General features: G+C 27.0%; 15 protein-coding genes and 2 pseudogenes. 8 read left to right on the plus strand and 9 right to left on the minus strand.

The window, feature by feature from the left end; all coding sequences use genetic code 11:
- Positions 1–34: 34 nt before the first annotated feature.
- Positions 35–880 (plus strand): annotated as a pseudogene (locus tag ABHQ57_RS00355) (YifB family Mg chelatase-like AAA ATPase); the annotation flags it as partial.
- A gap of 18 nt (positions 881–898) precedes the next feature.
- On the opposite strand, the gene ABHQ57_RS00360 reads toward ABHQ57_RS00355, so the two are convergent.
- Positions 899–1,882 (minus strand): hypothetical protein, encoded by a 984-nt coding sequence (locus ABHQ57_RS00360; protein ID WP_389861824.1) that lies wholly within the window; start codon positions 1,880–1,882, stop codon positions 899–901.
- Positions 1,883–2,004: 122 nt separating this feature from the next.
- Between ABHQ57_RS00360 and ABHQ57_RS00365 the strand changes: the two genes are divergently transcribed.
- Positions 2,005–3,417, plus strand: a complete 1,413-nt coding sequence (locus ABHQ57_RS00365; RefSeq protein WP_389861826.1) for a hypothetical protein — start codon at positions 2,005–2,007, stop codon at positions 3,415–3,417.
- A 13-nt stretch (positions 3,418–3,430) separates the two neighbouring features.
- On the opposite strand, the gene ABHQ57_RS00370 is transcribed toward ABHQ57_RS00365, so the two are convergent.
- From ABHQ57_RS00370 to ABHQ57_RS00380, 3 genes are all read right to left on the minus strand, one after another.
- Positions 3,431–3,814 carry a hypothetical protein gene (locus ABHQ57_RS00370; RefSeq protein WP_389861829.1) on the minus strand — a complete coding sequence of 128 codons (384 nt, stop codon included), beginning with the start codon at positions 3,812–3,814 and terminating at the stop codon, positions 3,431–3,433.
- Positions 3,804–4,550 carry an N-formylglutamate amidohydrolase gene (locus tag ABHQ57_RS00375; RefSeq protein ID WP_389861832.1) on the minus strand — a complete coding sequence of 249 codons (747 nt, stop codon included), beginning with the start codon at positions 4,548–4,550 and terminating at the stop codon, positions 3,804–3,806. The genes ABHQ57_RS00370 and ABHQ57_RS00375 overlap by 11 nt, the downstream gene beginning before the upstream one ends.
- Before the next feature lie 173 nt (positions 4,551–4,723).
- On the minus strand, positions 4,724–5,578 hold the full coding sequence (locus ABHQ57_RS00380; RefSeq protein WP_389861835.1) for a hypothetical protein: 855 nt from the start codon (positions 5,576–5,578) through the stop codon (positions 4,724–4,726).
- A gap of 94 nt (positions 5,579–5,672) precedes the next feature.
- Between ABHQ57_RS00380 and ABHQ57_RS00385 the strand changes: the two genes are divergently transcribed.
- Positions 5,673–5,897 (plus strand): helix-turn-helix transcriptional regulator, encoded by a 225-nt coding sequence (locus tag ABHQ57_RS00385; protein ID WP_348716368.1) that lies wholly within the window; start codon positions 5,673–5,675, stop codon positions 5,895–5,897.
- Here ABHQ57_RS00385 and ABHQ57_RS00390 read toward each other — a convergent pair.
- The 4 genes from ABHQ57_RS00390 to ABHQ57_RS00405 form a co-directional block, all read right to left on the minus strand.
- Positions 5,887–7,095 (minus strand): AbiH family protein, encoded by a 1,209-nt coding sequence (locus ABHQ57_RS00390; RefSeq protein ID WP_389861839.1) that lies wholly within the window; start codon positions 7,093–7,095, stop codon positions 5,887–5,889. The two genes, ABHQ57_RS00385 and ABHQ57_RS00390, sit on opposite strands and share 11 nt — an antisense overlap.
- A gap of 33 nt (positions 7,096–7,128) precedes the next feature.
- The gene (locus tag ABHQ57_RS00395) at positions 7,129–7,878 is read right to left on the minus strand and encodes a hypothetical protein (protein WP_389861841.1); all 750 of its coding nucleotides are present in this window, start codon (positions 7,876–7,878) and stop codon (positions 7,129–7,131) included.
- A gap of 1 nt (position 7,879) precedes the next feature.
- On the minus strand, positions 7,880–11,569 hold the full coding sequence (locus ABHQ57_RS00400) for a YecA family protein (RefSeq protein WP_389861845.1): 3,690 nt from the start codon (positions 11,567–11,569) through the stop codon (positions 7,880–7,882).
- A 166-nt stretch (positions 11,570–11,735) separates the two neighbouring features.
- Complete coding sequence (locus tag ABHQ57_RS00405) at positions 11,736–12,491, minus strand: hypothetical protein (RefSeq protein ID WP_389861848.1); 756 nt, start codon at positions 12,489–12,491, stop codon at positions 11,736–11,738.
- A 375-nt stretch (positions 12,492–12,866) separates the two neighbouring features.
- On the opposite strand from ABHQ57_RS00405, the gene ABHQ57_RS00410 reads away from it, so the two are divergent.
- Positions 12,867–13,472 (plus strand): recombinase family protein, encoded by a 606-nt coding sequence (locus tag ABHQ57_RS00410; protein ID WP_389861851.1) that lies wholly within the window; start codon positions 12,867–12,869, stop codon positions 13,470–13,472.
- On the opposite strand, the gene ABHQ57_RS00415 is transcribed toward ABHQ57_RS00410, so the two are convergent.
- Complete coding sequence (locus ABHQ57_RS00415; protein WP_389861854.1) at positions 13,464–15,413, minus strand: recombinase family protein; 1,950 nt, start codon at positions 15,411–15,413, stop codon at positions 13,464–13,466. The two genes, ABHQ57_RS00410 and ABHQ57_RS00415, sit on opposite strands and share 9 nt — an antisense overlap.
- Before the next feature lie 69 nt (positions 15,414–15,482).
- Between ABHQ57_RS00415 and ABHQ57_RS00420 the strand changes: the two are divergent.
- The 4 genes and pseudogenes from ABHQ57_RS00420 to ABHQ57_RS00435 form a co-directional block, all read left to right on the plus strand.
- Positions 15,483–16,187, plus strand: a pseudogene (locus ABHQ57_RS00420) (YifB family Mg chelatase-like AAA ATPase); the annotation flags it as partial.
- A 136-nt stretch (positions 16,188–16,323) separates the two neighbouring features.
- Positions 16,324–17,331, plus strand: a complete 1,008-nt coding sequence (locus ABHQ57_RS00425; RefSeq protein ID WP_047790334.1) for a TlpA disulfide reductase family protein — start codon at positions 16,324–16,326, stop codon at positions 17,329–17,331.
- Between the two features lie 103 nt (positions 17,332–17,434).
- The gene (locus ABHQ57_RS00430) at positions 17,435–17,728 is read left to right on the plus strand and encodes a hypothetical protein (protein WP_167712451.1); all 294 of its coding nucleotides are present in this window, start codon (positions 17,435–17,437) and stop codon (positions 17,726–17,728) included.
- A gap of 82 nt (positions 17,729–17,810) precedes the next feature.
- Positions 17,811–18,317 carry a ferritin gene (locus ABHQ57_RS00435; RefSeq protein WP_047790336.1) on the plus strand — a complete coding sequence of 169 codons (507 nt, stop codon included), beginning with the start codon at positions 17,811–17,813 and terminating at the stop codon, positions 18,315–18,317.
- Positions 18,318–18,352 lie beyond the last annotated feature (35 nt).

Genomic DNA, 18,352 nt, shown 5'->3' on the forward strand with positions numbered 1-18,352 from the left:
TTTTTTTCTCTATCTTTAACGAAAAGAGAAAAATATGCTAGTAAAAGTCTATGGAAGTGCTGTTTTTGGTATTGAAGCAACCACAATTATCGTTGAAGTAAATATTGATAAAGGTATAGGATACCACTTAGTGGGACTACCTGATAAAGCTGTAAGTGAAAGTTCGTATCGAATCTCTGCTGCTTTAGCCAACAACAGTTACAAACTCCCTGGAAAGAAAATCATTATTAACATGGCACCTGCCGATATACGTAAAGAAGGTGCTGCCTACGATTTAACTTTAGCTATTGGTATTTTGGCTGCCTCCAATCAAATAAAATCAGAACAGATTGATGAATATATTATTATGGGAGAACTTTCTCTTGATGGAAGTTTACAACCTATAAAAGGAGCTCTACCTATTGCTATTAAGGCTCGTGAAGAAGGATTTAAACACTTTATCCTTCCAAAAGAAAATGCCAAAGAGGCTGCTATAGTTAATGACTTAAATGTTCTTGGGGTAGACAATATTATGGAAGTTATAAACCATTTTGATGGTAACAAACTAATTGAACCTACAACCGTTGACACCCGCGCTGAATTTTACAAGCACATTGACTTTCCTGAGTTTGATTTTGCTGATGTAAAAGGACAAGAATCTATAAAACGTTGCATGGAAATTGCCGCTGCTGGTGGACATAATATCATTCTTATTGGACCTCCAGGAGCAGGTAAAACAATGTTAGCAAAACGTTTGCCATCCATTCTTCCTCCTATGACCTTACACGAAGCCTTAGAAACCACTAAAATACATTCAGTGGTAGGAAAAGTAAAAAATACTGGCTTAATGTATCAACGTCCCTTTCGCTCACCACATCATACAATTTCAGATGTTATTATATAATATGCGGTGGTAATCTTAAAATATATGTTGATTTCTCTTTGAAATAGCTAAATCATTAATATAATTTTCTTTTTCTTCTTCAATTCTCTTTATATACCTTATTATTTCAATTCTATTATTAATGTAAATTGCTTTTAACTTACTAACCCTTTTATCATCAAATAAAAGTTCTTGACTCTCCTCACAAATTGACATTGATAATATTAATATTTCAAAAACCTCATCATTTTTAAAATTAATCTCTTTTTTCTCTAAAGTGATTTTAGCATAATCAATTATAGTCATAATAATAGAAATTAACCTTATTGAGGGATGTGGGTGTGAGTTTTCAAATAAATAAAACTCTTTATCATTACCTTTAAAGGATAATAGATATATTATAATAGGTATTAAAAAAATGATAAATAACCCTTGATAAATTTCTTTATTCGCTCTTGGCAACATTTTTTCGGAATATTGTAAAACATGGGTCGACATCATAACTCCACTAAACGAATCAGCATCCATTTCTAAAACATGCTTTTTTAAATCAAATACATCTGAATTCTCTTCTACCATAGAGTTATTAAGATATTCTGATTTTTGTATTAGATGTGCTAACTCATGATAAAAAGTAAAGTGTAAGCTCATTTGATACATCAAAACAGAAATTGGGAGATCAAAATATGGTTGGAGAAGTTTTACTACTACAACATTATCAAAAATATTAGTTTTCTTTATCTTCTCAATCAAAAAATGAATCGTTCCAATATTTATTGAAATAATATATTTCTCATTTACATCTTTAGTAGCCTTGGCATTTATACTAAGATTATTTTCAAAGAATAGATAAGAAGGATCAATGCCATAATAATAATTATTAATTAAGGTTTCATTATAAAACTTAAATGCTTTTAAAACTTCTTCTTTATTCTGATAAAACTCAAGATCATATATCTCATCAGACGTGATACTTGTATTCAATAGTAACTCATTTATCTTCTCTTTGTAGTAAATCATAATCTCTTTTTGCTTGGAATTTAGGCATTTTTTTCTTAAATTTGATAATATATGAAATCTGTTCTTCTTAAGATTTCTTACAGCAACATCCTTATTATTTTTTTATTATTAATTCATTTTTTATGGAAAGAAATTACATTACTCTTTGTCCTAAGAATTTTGATTTTCAAAAGTTAAAACTTAAGGATGAAAAATTTACTAATTTATCTGAAGTTAGAACTCTTACATATGTTGACAAGGTTTTACAAAGCTTCAGATATAAAATTGACAAGAACACTAATAAAAGTTTTAATAGTAAACTTAAAGCTTGCCCTGAGCTATCTACATCAATTAGTAGTAAATGGTTTAAAGAAACCATTGGTTATAATTATAAAGACTATATTGATTTATTACATGGTTCAATTATGTTTAAATATCCCTATGAGTTAAAAACTAAACCTTTCTCATTTTGTTTAAATGATGCTTCAATTTATTCAGGATTTGAAATTGTAGAGTTAAAACCTAATGGATATAAGGATAAAAAATTTATAAAAAATACATTTAAATATAAACAGCCTTCAAAAGAGTTGAATAAATTTAAATATTTGATTAAGTTTTTTAATGACAAGCTTACTATTGATTATAAAAAAATCAATCAGTATTTAAAAAGTCAGCTAAAAAATGATTCAGATTTAATTAATTATTTAATCAAGGCTCAGAAAACAGTTAACATTCAAAATGGAAATTATCAGTTTAGTTATAGTGAAAATACTGATGGAAGGTTGCATAGTGAGTTTGCGAGGTTAAACAAAGATTTAAGGAAGTATTTGAAGTATGATAATAAATCACTCGTTGAGATTGATTTATCCAATTCAATCCCATACATTTTATCTACAATATTATTAAATACAAATCCTATTAGTAATAAAACTATAGATAATAAATTTATATTTACTAAATACTTATTATCATATATGTTGCAGAATTCTTCTGAAACCCTTTTAAATAAAGAGATTCAAGAGTTTAATAAGTTGTCTTCAAGTGGTGAGCTATACGAAAAATTAATGTTTGAGTTTAGGTTGTTAGAAGAGGGTATAGTTAAATGGACGGTAAACTCAACATTAAACTATAGTTATTTATACAGATATACCCCAAACTATTCTGAAATAGTCAAAAACAGTTCGTATTCTGAATTTAGGAAATTTGTAAAAACCGAATTTTTATCTATGTTGTTCTCAAGGAATTCAACTTATCAAGTAATGGAAATGGTGTTTAGTAATTTATTCCCCAATTTGATGAAGTTAATTAGGAGAATTAAAGTTGGAAATTACAAGCTTTTTTCTCATTTCTTATTTCAATATGAGGCGTATTTAGTATTAGATATACTTGTAAGAGAATTTAATACTCTAAATAGAGGAAAGGTTTTTGTAGCTACCATTCATGATTGTATTGTTACCACTATTGACAAAGAAGATGAGCTTAAAAATTTTGTTTCAAATAGATTAGAAGAAATTTTTGAACATCCACCAAAAATTAAAGTAAAAAGATGGGAGTGATACTTTATTTAGTTTAAATTCTTGAATCTATATTTAAAGATTTATCTAACATTTTAGTTTCATCAAGGTATTCAATTACAACCCTATTTTGAGAGAATTTATTCATTAAAATAATAGTTAGATTTTCAACACATTCTTTTAATATTGTATTAGACAATTGAAATTTAGGATAATTTATAAACTCTAATTTTAGATGCTTTTCCTTTTGATTGTTTAATACAATTAATGATTTAGTAATTGAGCAACTTAAATAAATGTCTTCCTCTTCTATTAAAGTTTTTTGATATTTTGAAATTTCTTCAATGACTAACTCTTTGTCAATTTTCTTTTGGGTGTAGCCATACTCCAATCCTAAATTTACAATAGCTTTAAATGGCTTAACGCTTTTAATTGTCATTATAAAAAACTGAGTTTATTATTTCTAAGTATTCTTTTATAAGCTCTTTAATTTTTTGAAAGTTGTCTGATTTTATATTAGTGCTACCTTGTAAATACAATTTCCTGTTTACTTCTAACATAATTGAACCAACTCTTTTGTCTTTTTCATAAAAATCAATTGGAACAATTGACCCGCTATAAGGTTTATCAACACCAAGACTAAAATCTTTTAACTTAAAAAAGTCAATTGAAGCATCTATGAGTTTTTTAGGGGTGTGAAAACTATCTGTTCCAATATTAAAATCAGGACGATTTAAGGATTGGTCTAAGTCTCTTTTTAAAGGTGTATCAGGAAAAGAATGACAATCAATAATTAATGACTCTCCAAATTCTTTTAACTCTCTTAAAACAGCTTTATTTAGGTCTGAATGATGTTTCCAATAATAGTTTGTGAGAATATTTTCTCTCAACTCCTCAGTAACGATTCGAATAGAGTTTCCATCATCACTTTTCTCATACAATACTCCCATTCCATACTTAAACATCACTTCTTTTGAATTATCTGAAAATCTTTCTGTATCACAGAATATTCTTGAAAAATCTGCTTTTACAGATTCCCATTCCTTAGATTCAAATAACTCATCGGTGTACCAATCTGTTAGTCTTAAAACTTCTTGACTTAACTCTTCTTTGGAAATAACAAATCCATCTTTATTTGGAAACTTAATTGAAGAGTGCGGAATGTGTAAAATCATTTTTTGTCCTGAATTTCTCGTATTTTCGTTTCTAAATATTTTCTTTCAGCAATAATCTTTTCTACGTCTTTGACTCTTTGTTTTTCAGACTTTTTTAAGTCATCATATCTCATGTAGAAATATATTGCTGCATAAAATAATATTCCAAAAACAAAAGCTATCATTGGTAGTCTTTAATCAATTAAATTTCTCTTCTTTAATTCTTTAAAAAACTTATCACATTCATCTCCTTTAAAACTCATTCTATAAATCAAATCATCTACAAATGTATCATTGATAAATTTAAAATTTACACTACTCGATTCCATTTCTGAATGCCCATTAGAAAATATTTCTTGTGAAAACTTGCTATCAGATTTAATATCCTTGAATAAATAATCTATTTGTTCTGTTTTAACAATTTCATTGTTTTCATTCAACAAATCTATAGTTATTTCGTAAGCTCCATAAGGAACATTGTATTTAGATTTGTTTCCAAGCAGTATAGAACCACCGACTCCCCCATAAGAGTTTTTTGTGAGATTATTTTGAATCTTAATATTATCGAGAATATGCTTTCTCAATACTAATTTATTGAACTTAAAGACTTTTTTAGCATCATTACACTTTTCTTCTATCAACACGTCATTTACATCATTGATATTAAGGCAACCTGTTTTTTTAGCAAAATCAAATATTCTACTATCGAATAAAGGAGAAAGACCTTTTGTTGATTCTATGTATAAATGACCTTTATTTCCAATAATATTAAACAAAACCATCCTCTCTTTTCCTTTATCTCCTATGTTTACATAAGCTTTAAATCTATTTGGTTCTTCTACAATGTTTTCAATATTAAAATTCTCTATAGTAATGTGACTATCCAACTTTTTAAGATTCGGGTACGTTTTAATAGCTTCTTTGTGATTTTGAAGTTTTAACTCATATAAGAAATTTTTAAGCAAAAGCTCAACATCACTTTTATTAAAATCTTTGCTACAGCTACATAGAACAATAAGTAAAATAATAGATGTAAATAGTCTTTTCATAGAAATACTTTAAAAGAGTAACAAATCTAATAAAAATTTCAAATATAGGACTATATGCCTATATTAATTATTCAGGAATTCCACAATTTTGAATGTGGAAGAGTCAGAAAAAAAAGAGTTTCTAATTTTATTCGGAAAAAACTTCCGCAAAATCCGTAAATCCAAAAATTACTCCCAAGCAAAATTAGCCATAGATATTGATTCGGATGTTTCCCATATAAGTAGAATTGAAAGGGGTTTAACCAACACTACTGTAATTAAGTTAAAAGAAGTTTCTAAAGTTTTATCAATTCCTGTAGAGGAGTTTTTTAATTTTTAACCCCTCCATATAACCTGAAGTTTTTAGATTCTATTATTGATTCATCATCTTTTTTATAAGGAAAATGTGAACTTATTTCCATAGGCACAATTTTCATTCTCAACTCAGCTTCATTATTTAAAATTCGACTAATGTTAAAGAACATTTTATTTAAACTTTGAAAGTTATACTCTTCATCTTTGTCAGGTCTTTTAAATAAATGAATATTCAAACATTTTTCAGAACTAAAAATTTCTTTTAATAAAGTTTTATCTGTTAAGCTTAAAGAATGTCCAAGTACATAAACCTCATAATCTTCATAATCTTCAATTTCATTAATTAAATCTCTGTACTTTGTGTTTTCTAAATATTGAAAAGTTTTAAAATTTTCTAAATAATTATCATTTTTAGTATCTTTTATTTGTTTGTATTCCTTGGAATCATCATCTCCATATCCAAAAATAATTTTGGAATCTAATTTACCGTGAATAGCAACAACATCTACTTGTGCATAAGTTTGAAAACGTTTAGAACTACGAAATTCACTAAGGTAAAAGTCAATTGTCCATGTATAATTAAAATTAACAACTCTAACTTTACTCTTTTTTCTAAAATTTAGATTGAAAAAAGTTTTTATATTACTGCTTTTAATTGGTTTAATTGTAGATAAATATGTTTTTAATAAATCTTTTATTTCTTTAAACTCAGTATTTAAATCATTAAGAGAAGTGTTTATCCAAGCAATATTACTTTTAGATTCATTTTCATGCTTTAAAATAATATTTAATTCATGGAAATACGCATTTTCGATATCAAACCAATTCTCATATTGATTTGCAAATAACTTACCTAAGAATTTATTATTTAACATATCCTTGATTAATGTTAAATCTTTCTTCAATTCAAGATAAATGAGCTTCTTCCTATCTTCGGTTGTTTTGGCAAGCATTCCTTTAACTAATAACGATTTTATGAAATGATTACCCTCACCACCCACCTTGGTATCAAGTATTGACCGAAGATAAGATTCCTTAAAAATATTTTTTACATCTATAATATCCCTACTTGATTTAGGGTTAAAAAGAAAATGATAAAGATTTAAAGAGATAAAGTTCTCTAAATACCATTCTGAAAAATCATTATAACTTGTTTTTAAATCATGGGCTAAATCAAATCCATTACCAATAATTACTACTGCATTATCACTATTTTTTTTCATATTATTCTCTGTTTATGGAATTAATAATTAATCTTACTTTTTAATTTTACCCTTAAAGGTTACCTTGACTTTATCGGACTTAGGGTAAAAAGTATAGCTTGTGTCTTTCTTGTTGATTATAATATATTGTGAGTTATTCTGACCTATTACTAATTCCTCACTTTTTAAAATCTTATTTTCACTTACTACATCTATCAAGTTTATATAGTCTTTAGCTTTGAATCTCTCTTTTGCAAATTCTTCTCCTAATAGTTTACCTATCACTAAAGTGAATGCTATTATTACAATTAAAAAAACATCATGTTTTTCTTTTTGATGCTTATATATCGCGAATACTAAAAACAATAATATAAAACTATTTCTTATGACACTATAAGTGCTTTTACTGTATGAGAACATGAAAAACATTATATAAAGTAAAGGAAACATTAATGCTATTTTGAGCATTATAACTTGAAGGTTAGTAAAGTATTTTTTGCTTTTGTTTTTGGTTATGTAGAATCCTAAAAACGAAACTAATACCAATAGAATATATAACGCTGAAGAGAAGAAAACACTTATTCTACTAATAGTAAAATTATATATGTCAGAATAATCAAAATGATGAAAATATAAAACTCCATACCATTCAAAATATGTATAAGTAAATGAAAAACAAAAAAGTGTTAGAAGTAACGTGTTCCAAACAACACCTTTAACAGTATCTATTTTTAAATCTTTGTACTTTACTTTTGAATTTTCATCTAAGCTTTTAAAAAAACTTAGTAACTTTCCTTTAATCATTTTATTTAAAAACGTTTTTATTTTTCAGTTCATTAAAAGAATATAATGGGATAGAAATATTTTTTATAAACTTAACAGGTAATTGATTTGAAGAGATAACAATTGATTCAATTCTATATTTATTTTTTCCTAAAGAAAACTTTTCTGAAACTTGTTTAATGTTTCTCTTTAACCATTTTTCTCTTTCAATGTGCTTAGGTAGTTGTTTTTCAGTATAGTTTTTCAAATTACTGCTAAAATCATGCATGACCTTTGCCTGTTTTGTGTTTTTGCATTCAATTGAATATACAATCTTTTTAGAATGATTGAAAGCTAATATATCTACATCTCCATAATTTCTATCGGCTTTTAAAATACCTCTCTCTTTAATTTTAACTTCATGAGGGATAACTTCTAAAGTTGTGTTTGAAATTAACCAATCATATACATTTTGTCTGAATTTTTCCCCTTTTATATTATTCCTTTTTGCTAAAAGCTTATTGATATTTTTATATTTATTATCAACTTTAAGAGTTCCGTTATAAAAAATTGCATAAAGGTTTTCTTCAGCAGATTCAAGGTGTCTAATACTGAATAATATTTGATAGTCTTCATTATATTTTAATTTTAGAATAGGCTTACTTAAATATGATTGACTTCTATTGTACCTCCAAGGAAAAATTTCAGGATAGCTTTTCCTATCGCTTGGGATATCCATTTTACCTCTTGTTACCAAGAGCATTTTGTTTTTAAATGCTAAAATCTCGCTTTGACTTATATCTTTATTTTTATTAAGTATTTCATCAAATTCATTTTCAGAACAAGTGTAAAAAGAAGCTCTATTTTCTATACAGAAATCAATTAAATAATTGATAATATTAGAAATCTTAGATAGAGAAATACCCCAATCATCAGCAAAAGTTTTATCAACTATCTCGTGATAATTATCAACTTTTACTTTTTTACTCTCACTCTTACTATTCCTAAAATTTGACTCAAAAGATTCTTCAAAATCAATAATACTATCATCTGTAACAGCATCTCTATATTTTGATAGTACTTTGGTGTAAAAACCATGATCAATTCCTATTCTTCCTGAAGGTAATAACACCATTTTAGGACTACTTAGATTGTAATATATTGCATCTTTTAATGTTCCGTTATTAATTATTTCTACCATTAGAGCTAATAAAAAATCTACATCATCGTTGTTTATTTTTTTCTTCCCTATGTATGGCTCAGCATTTACAAACTCTATTAAACAGCGAGTTGCTAAGGTTGTTTTAACTCTTCGGTTTTCTTCTTCTGAAAATTCTCTAATGACATTGTCATATTTACTAAAGCACTCTATCCTTGCAGGTATCTGAACATCCCAATTTGCACCTTCATATATTAATGCTTCATGTTTAGCCATCAAGTTCTTCAATAGGTCTAAGCTGTTATATTCTTTTAGTCTCTTTCTTAATTGAAGAATTAAAGAATTAATAATCTTTACTAATAAATTAACTTTTTCTTTATCTGAGCTAACTTTTTTAGGAACTTCTTCGTTTAACCAACCTACATTTTCTTCTAAAACTATGGATATATCAGAATCTTGTATATGTCTTGATTTAGCTATATATAAATCTTGTCTTTTTATACTGTTAGAAGTGTTTGTTAACAACATTTTTGCTCTTCCAAGCGGAATATGATCTTCTAACAATAGTAAAATTTGCTCTTCACTTATTCCTCCTCTATTAGTTAATTTTAATAAATCCCCTAAAGATTGAATTATACAACTCATTAATATTCTTTCTCCATGGTTATCGCTTCTATTTAATGCATTAAAAATTAAATTAGGTAAAATCATTTCAATTTTTCGAGTTGATGGAAAAACTTTATATTCTATTTTAACTTTTTCTAATTCATTTGTGTTTAGGTCATTTGTGTTCAAATCATAAATAGAATCTTTAAATCCGATTATAAACTCAATCGGTAAGTTTTCTAAAGGTATTAAGAATCTACTCAAAGAACTATGTAATTCGTTAAGCCAAAATAATATGGCTTCAAAAAAAGGTTTTACAATAGTAGTTTGATTTTTATTCTTAATTGAAATCCATATAGGGCAATTATATTTTTCTATCGCTTCTCTATATTCTCCATTAAAAATCTCTTCTGATGTATAAATAGGGGCAAAATCTTTTACTTTATATACAGAGATAAAAATAAGTCCCTGATCATTATGAATATAGGGTATAACATGACGATCATTTTTTTGATTCGATTCGATCATTAAATCTCCTTGAATTGAAAAATCAAAAGCAATATAATTAGGAGTAATATCATCACTTAGGAAAAATGATTCGTGGTTTTTCTTGAACCACTTATAGTAACTTAATATAGAAAATTGTGGCAACATCATAACATGTTTAGAAGCTCTTTCTTTTGCTTTAAAAAACTTCCAAAACGATAGGTTGTCAATTTTCCAAATAGTTACTAAGCGTTCTAAATCAAAACAGTCAATAATAAATTGATACTTTGATTCTTTTATTTTTTCAATTCTTGAACTGTATAGACCTATAGTATTTGGGGCAATTATAAAAGAACATAAAAATTCGTGTGATGTGTCATTAATTTCATTTTTTATGATTTTAATTACTTCACTTGCTCTTTTGTCTAAGTTTTTGTCTTTTGCATCTATAAGCCTAACGTAAGCTATTTTGTTAGTGTCTAATCTCCATATAGATTCGTTATCATAAAGAGGTAGTTTTAAGGTTTCTTCTTCCCAAATAGAATGTAAAACTTTACCTACTTCGTATCTTATTGATTCATTATAACCTTCTATCAATAAAGGATATTGATTAACTTCTTTGATTTTATTAATTATAAATTTATTTAAACTCAACATTTCACAAGAAGGCATTGTTAAGATAAACTTATCATTAACTTTAATAAAAGGTTTAAAAGTTAGTGAATTTTCTTTCTTATCCCTATCACTAATAAGATGATTTATGTCAGTAACAAAGTCGTGAATTATGTCTGATTTTATTCCGTTTTGTTTATAAATTTCATCTAATTCATTCTTTGTAAATTCAAATAACTTTGAATACTTAGAAACAAAATCATTATTTGGTATAAATATATCTCCTTGCCAATCTTTATCTTCAGACATATATCTTTTATATCCCATTTTTTCTGCAATACTATTATGAATATGAAGCATAAAAGTTACACCATCTAATATCTTTGTTTTGACTCCTTTATCTATATTTCTGTCACCACGAATTACTGAGTTTATAAGGTTTTGAACTATATGGGTCGAATTAACCGACATCCCAGGAAAAACAATGTTGTTCCCATTATAAAAAATAATATTTTCTGTAAAACACGACTCACAAGGATCGTCTTTCATAGGGTTATGTGGAAAATTCTTCTTTATTAAACTTAGGTACTTAGAGATATTTAATTCAGTATTGTGATCTTGATTTAAGCTTAAACAAATATCTTTTTGTATTTGCTCTAATCTAAATTCTTTGGATTGGTTTTTTGGTAGTACTTGTAGTAAGGCTACTATTTTTAAAAGCTCAACTGAATCGTTTTTTGAAATAAATTCTTTAAAAGAATCTTCTTTATTTACAGTTGTTTTAAAAATCCTTTTTGTATTGATACAACACTTTTTATACTTTATTCCACTACCACAGGGACATGGCATATTCCTCCCTATCTTATTCATTTTTTTTAGCTAAATATAGTAAATAGAAAATTAGACAAACCCTTTTCCTGAAAAAATGATAAAAAGACCAAGAGACCTTCTTCCTGCCCGTGCTTTTTATACTAAAACAACACTAATAAATCCTTCTCTTAATAACACAAGTAAAACATTATAAGTAAAACGTAAATTATTTTTCCTCTTCGTTTAGCTTTTTACCATACTCTTTGAGTTTATTACTTCCTGCTCCAAAATGTATTAATGCCCCAAAAAATAATATACATATTAAAAGGACAGAAGTAACAGGCGTAAACTCAAAATAATTATCTACACAAATCCTGTAAATTGAATAGCCTAAAAAAATTAGAGGGAAAAAGACTAAGCAAATTACCGTTATAAATTTTAACGGAAATTTAGTCCAACTTTTAATTTCATAATCTTTAAATTGATGTAAGACAATGTTGTCAAAGAAGAAATAAGGATTGATAATTTTCCTTGTATAGGAGTATTTGCCCAACTTAAAGAGATTCTTCGCTACTTTTTCAAACAATAAAATTAAAAACTTATTATTTGTATAAATTGTAACATTTTTTAAAAAAAGAAATGTAAAGCAAATAGGAATGAAACTAAGTAAAATGTTCGTATCACTAATTTTTATAAATAAAACTTCTATTTCTGAGTCAACTTTCTTGTTGTCAATTAAAAAATAGATTAAAAAACATACAAGCATTCCAAATGAATTTTTAACCATTCTGCCATTATTGTCTTTTATGTTTTGTGCTATGTAATTGAAGTAATTTAAATTTACCCCTTCACTTTCTATATTTTTATCTTTTGTGTGATTTGTATATACCTCGTCTATTTCTTTATTGAAATTTTTAAAAATATTGTCTATTTCACTCTTAGTCTCATTAAAACTCTCTTGTAAAAAATCTTTTTCTTTCATCTGTTTTTTATTTATTTTTTTGTTTCAAATATAATAGTCTTCTAATAATAATATTTATCCTTTCAATAATTAAACTATTATATATAAAGCGTAATTTATTTTAAAATTATAATTTAAGAGAAGAGTGCGATACCACCTACAATAAACTCCCCCCTCTCTTATGTTTTTTTCCTCATACCCCTATCAAAAAATTATGTAAAAAAATAATTTATTAATAATAAAATATTTTACCGTATCATTTTTAGGTTATAGTTTATTTTTGATACACTTTAACTTTAAATCATTACATGAAATAAAGGGAAAAAACGTACTATTTACACCTACCCTATTATTAATACATCTGATGTTTTTAATTATATTTGTAAAAAAAGTAAAATGAAATGTAGATATATTAGAGTTAGTACTAACAAACAAAAAATTGAACGTCAAAAAAATTATCATTCAAAAGAAGAACATCATTTCATTGATGTTATTTCAGGTACAGTTAAATTTTCAGAAAGAGAGGCAGGTATAGAGTTAATCAAATTAATTAAACAAAAGAAAGTTTCATCTTTGACAGTTGTTAGTATTGATAGATTAGGTAGAGACACTATAGATATTCTAAAAACAATAGAATTCTTTAATCTTAATAATGTGGAACTTATTATTGATAATTTAGGCATAAGTAGTTTAATTAACGGTAAGCAAAATCCCGTGTTTAAAATCATAGTAAGTGTAATGAGTAATATTGCTGAAATGGAAAGAGAAATGATTTTAGAAAGACAACGAAAAGGTATTGAGTTAGCTAAATTAAATGGTACATATAAAGGTCGTTTAAAAGGGACTGTAGAAACTGAGTCAAGTTTTCTTGATAGATATAAAAATGCTCAAAAGGATATAAAAAAAGGAATATCACTTAGAAAAGTTGCTAAACTAAATGATATTTCACTTGGTACAGTACAAAAGGTTAAAAAAGTAATGCTAAATAAATCTTTACTCTAAAGGTATTTTTTGAACTTCACATAAATCTTTAATCCATTTTTCAAAATTAGAATTATATCTTTCTCGATGTTTTTTGTATGTTTCAGAAAGTGATTTGTTTTTTTCTTTATCCTCCATGATGGATAAAATACTTACTCCTATTTCTTCTGAAAAGAAATCTTTATTTTCTGAATAAAACTTAAGAATCTTTTTAAAGTTCCAATCACTAAAATTACCGTGAGGAATAATAGTATTATTTAATAAACTATAGGTATTCTTCTCATATTTATATGGTTGAACATAAAATTTACCATTCTTTTTGATTGATTTGAAATCAAAATCAGAATATTTCAAGATTTCATAAGAGCTACTTTTATGTAAAATTGGTGAATTAATAAAACCTAAATCTTTATGACTAAAAATCACATTATGTTTAGTGTCAAAAAAATAAGTATCAGGTTTGTTTATCTGTAGGTTTAAATATAGCTTAATTTGATACGTATGTATTGAGATTTTATCTTTCAAATTTAGAATCTCTATCCTGTTTATATATTTTTTGATTAACTCTTTTTTCTCTAAGAAAGAAAGTTTTTTTAAATGCTTTTTAAAATCAAAATTATATTCAGATAGAAGTTTTTCTTTATCAAAATAATTCCCTAATTGAACTGATAAATCATTTAACAAAATTTTCTCTTCATTAATATCAGAGTCTAATTTTTTGAATTTCTTTGAAAGATTATCATCATTTAGATCAATATCATTTAATGCTATAAATTCAAGTATTTTATCTTTTTGAGAATTATAATCATTAATTTTTCTTTTTGATTGCTCTATTTCTAACTTTATTTTATCACATTCATTTTCAACATCTTCTAAATTGTTTTTAATTGTATTTAGAATTTTTTTATCCACAAAAAATGTAGACCAAATAAACTCTTCTAATTTGTCAATATTAATTGATCTATTACCACAACCTCCACTCTTTATTCTCTTTGATGCACAATAATAAAAGTTATCACTTTTATCAATTCTTCTTTTCCCATTCATGCTCCTACCACAAATGCTACATTTTAAAATTCCTTTTAATAAATATTGATGATTTACCTTTTTTCCTCTGTGATTAGCATTATTCGGTAAATTATCATTCACTTTTCTCCAATAAATAGGATCAATTATTGCCTCAATATTATAAATTTTATCATTCCATTTTCTCTCTCCTTTATAAAGTCTATTTTTAATTATAGCTCTAATAGTTGTAGCTTTCCATTTAGCATCCTTCTTGTTATAAATAAATTTTTCACCAAATGAATTAGTGTATGAATATGTACCTTTTCCATTCTTACTATACTTTGTTGGTATATTCTCATCGTTTAATATTTTCGCTATGGTAGTAGTTCCAATTCCTTTCATTGACAAATCAAAAATTCTTTTTATTACTTGACTCTCTGACTCATCTATAATTAGCAATCCATTTTCTCCTTTTTTAAAGCCATAGCTTGGTGAAGCATGCACTTTCCCTTCTGAAACATTACGCTCTATTACTGACTTAATTTTTTTTGTTGTTGTAGCTACATATCTTTCATTAATTAATGAAGTTAGTTTAGAATAAAATTGTGAATCATCATTTTCGAGATCAAATTGAACGCCTTTGTCGAAAAACAACTTAACATTATGCTTTAATAAAAGGTTAGAAAACTCAAACCATACTAAGGGGTTTCTTTCTAACCTATCTTGATTAGTAGAAAAAACATGAGTAATATGTCCCAACTTAATATCATTTATTAGGCTGAGAAATTCAGGTCTATTTTTTATATCTAATGTTCCTGAAATATTAATATCACTATAAACCTTGAAATTTAATTTTTGCGAATCAGCAAATAATTTCCCTGCTTTAACCTGATTTTCAACAGATTTACTTTCGTTATCTTCTTCCCTTGATATTCGAGCATAAATACCTAACATAATTTTTATCTTTACTTTAATCTCTTTAAAACATAAATATACAAATTTACCCTCTCATTTTATATATCAACTGATGTTGCGCTCGTAGGTGGAGGACAATATCCACAACCTGGAGAAATATCTTTGGCACATAATGGTGTTTTATTTTTAGATGAACTTCCCGAATTTAAGCGTACCGTTTTAGAGGTAATGCGTCAACCTTTAGAAGATAGAGAAGTTACTATATCACGTGCGCGTTTTACCGTAAACTACCCTAGTAGTTTTATGTTAGTTGCTAGTATGAATCCGAGTCCTTCTGGATATTTCAACAATCCCGACTCACCGGTTACCTCCTCTCCTGCCGAAATGCAACGTTATTTAAGCAAAATTTCTGGTCCCTTGTTAGACAGAATCGATATCCACATTGAAGTAACACCAGTACCTTTTGATAAGCTTTCTGATGAACGAAAAGGAGAAAGTAGTGTAGATATTAGAAAAAGAGTTACCCTTGCTCGTGAAATACAAACAACTAGATTTAAAAACCTTGAAAACATTCATTACAACGCACAAATGAATGTAAAGCAAATTCGTGAATTTTGTAAATTATCAGAAGAAAGTAAAAGCTTATTAAAAGTGGCCATGGAAAAGTTAAACCTATCAGCTAGGGCTTATGACAGAATTTTAAAAGTATCTCGTACCATTGCCGATTTAGCTTCTTCCGAAAATATACTATCCGAACATATTACCGAAGCAATTCAGTATAGAAGTCTAGATCGTGAAGGTTGGTTAGGGTAATTATAAAGTTAAAATTCAATAAAGTATACAACTTTAAGACAGTTAGTGAAATGTTAAAAAATTGTGCTTTCATATAAAATCACTAATTTAGGCGTTTATTTAAAAAGCTAAACAGCAAAATTAAACATACACCCTAATGAAAAAATTAGTTTACTTATTGGCATTTTCTATTGCCTTAGTTTCATGTAAAGAGAAACAAAAAGATTATGTGACTTTTTCTGGAAAAATTACCAACAAAAACTCTGAAACAGTTACTATTTCTAACCCTCAATTTAAATTCAACAAAGTAATTAAAGTTGGTGAGGATGGAACTTTTAAAGATACTATGAATGTAAAAGATGGTTTCTACAGATTTTTTGATGGTAAAGAATATACTGCTTTATACTTAAAAAACGGAGCCGATATTAATATGACGATTGATGCTAAAAAATTTGACGAAACTATAACTTATACAGGGGTTGGTTTTGAAGAAAGTGCTTTTTTAGCTAAAGCTTCATTAGAGCAAAAGAAATTATTTGAAGATAAAGAATTAATGAATTTACCAGAGTTAGACTTCAGATCTAAAGTTTCTAATTTTGTTGATGATTTTAACAAAAGATTTGAAGGAGCCTCATTAGATTCTACTTTTGTAGCAAGTCAAAAACAAAGTATTGCTGGTTTAGAAAATTACTTAACTAAAATGTATAACGACAAGCAATACATTACTAAAAAATTAGCTAAGGGTGCTGAATCTCCTAAGTTTGTTAATTACGAAAACAATGCTGGTGGTACTACTTCTTTAGATGATTTAAAAGGTAAGTATGTGTATATCGATTTATGGGCTACTTGGTGTCAACCATGTAAAAATGAAATTCCTTTCTTAAAGAAAGTTGAAGAAAAATATCACAATAAAAACATCGAGTTCGTAAGTATTTCTGTTGACAGACAAAAAGACTATGAAACTTGGAAAAAAATGATTGTTGATAAAGAATTATCAGGAGTACAATTATATGCTAAAGAAGATAAAGCTTTCATGGATGCGTATAGAGTATCAGGAATTCCAAGATTTATTTTATTAGATCCAGAAGGAAAGATTATAGACTCTAATGCTCCAAGACCTTCTAATCCTAAATTAGTTGAGTTATTTGAATCATTAAATATCTAGTCTTAAAAGACATTTTATAATAAAAAAGCCCGCAAATTTGCGGGCTTTTTTATCCCTTACATTATTTTTCTTTAGATTGATTAAAAATAATTATATTTGCCGAATGAATTTTTTAACAGAAGATGTATCGTTTAAAATATCTTGTGGTGGCAGAAACTGCTACCAGCTAGATTTAGGCTATAAAGTAATAAATTTTACTTTCTGCCAACTATTAGCCTTCAGGAAAAAAGTATTAGAACGCGCTTCGTACGAATCATTAGAAACGATTATCGACGGTGATAACTTCGTACTCCTTTTTGCAACAGACAACAAACACTTATTATTCTTAGATGTACCTCAACTTATAGAATTACGAGAACTTCTTTTAGCTGTTTTTAAGCAGAAAACCCTTTACTAAGACTAGCTTTAAATTAGGTGCTCCATTCTTTTTAAAGCCTTATAATCTGTATCTTTATAGTATTAAAACTAAACAAAATATTATGGAAACAGCAATAAGAAGAGACATGATTTTAGACGTGGAAGTAGTTGATTTGCTAAACCACCAAATAACGATGGAGCAACAAGCTTCTTCTAAATATTTAGCCATGGCATCATGGTGCGACCAAAGAGAGCTTAGAAATAGCGCAGCATACTTTTATAAGCAAGCTGAAGAAGAAAGGGAGCACATGATGAAAATTTTTAAATTTGTTAACGATAATGGCGGTAGTGCAATGTCACCTATAGCTACTGAAGTTGCTCACGAATTTGAAAGCTTACGAGCTATTTTTGAAGCTTCTTTAGATGCAGAAATAGAAGTTACCAAATCTATTCACCACGTATTTAAAACTGCAAGAAAAGTAGGCGATTTCACTTCTGAAATCTTTTTACAATGGTTTGTAACAGAACAAGCCGAAGAAGAAGAAAAAGTAAGAGACATTTTAGACTTAATCGATTTAATGGAAGGTATGCCTTTAAAAATGATTGATGAGCGCATTCCTACTGAATAAAACAAAACGTTTATAAAAAGCATAAAAAAATCCCG

It is taken from the genome of Tenacibaculum sp. ZH5_bin.1, from assembly GCF_042865525.1.
In the GTDB taxonomy this organism is placed as follows: domain Bacteria; phylum Bacteroidota; class Bacteroidia; order Flavobacteriales; family Flavobacteriaceae; genus Polaribacter; species Polaribacter mesophilus.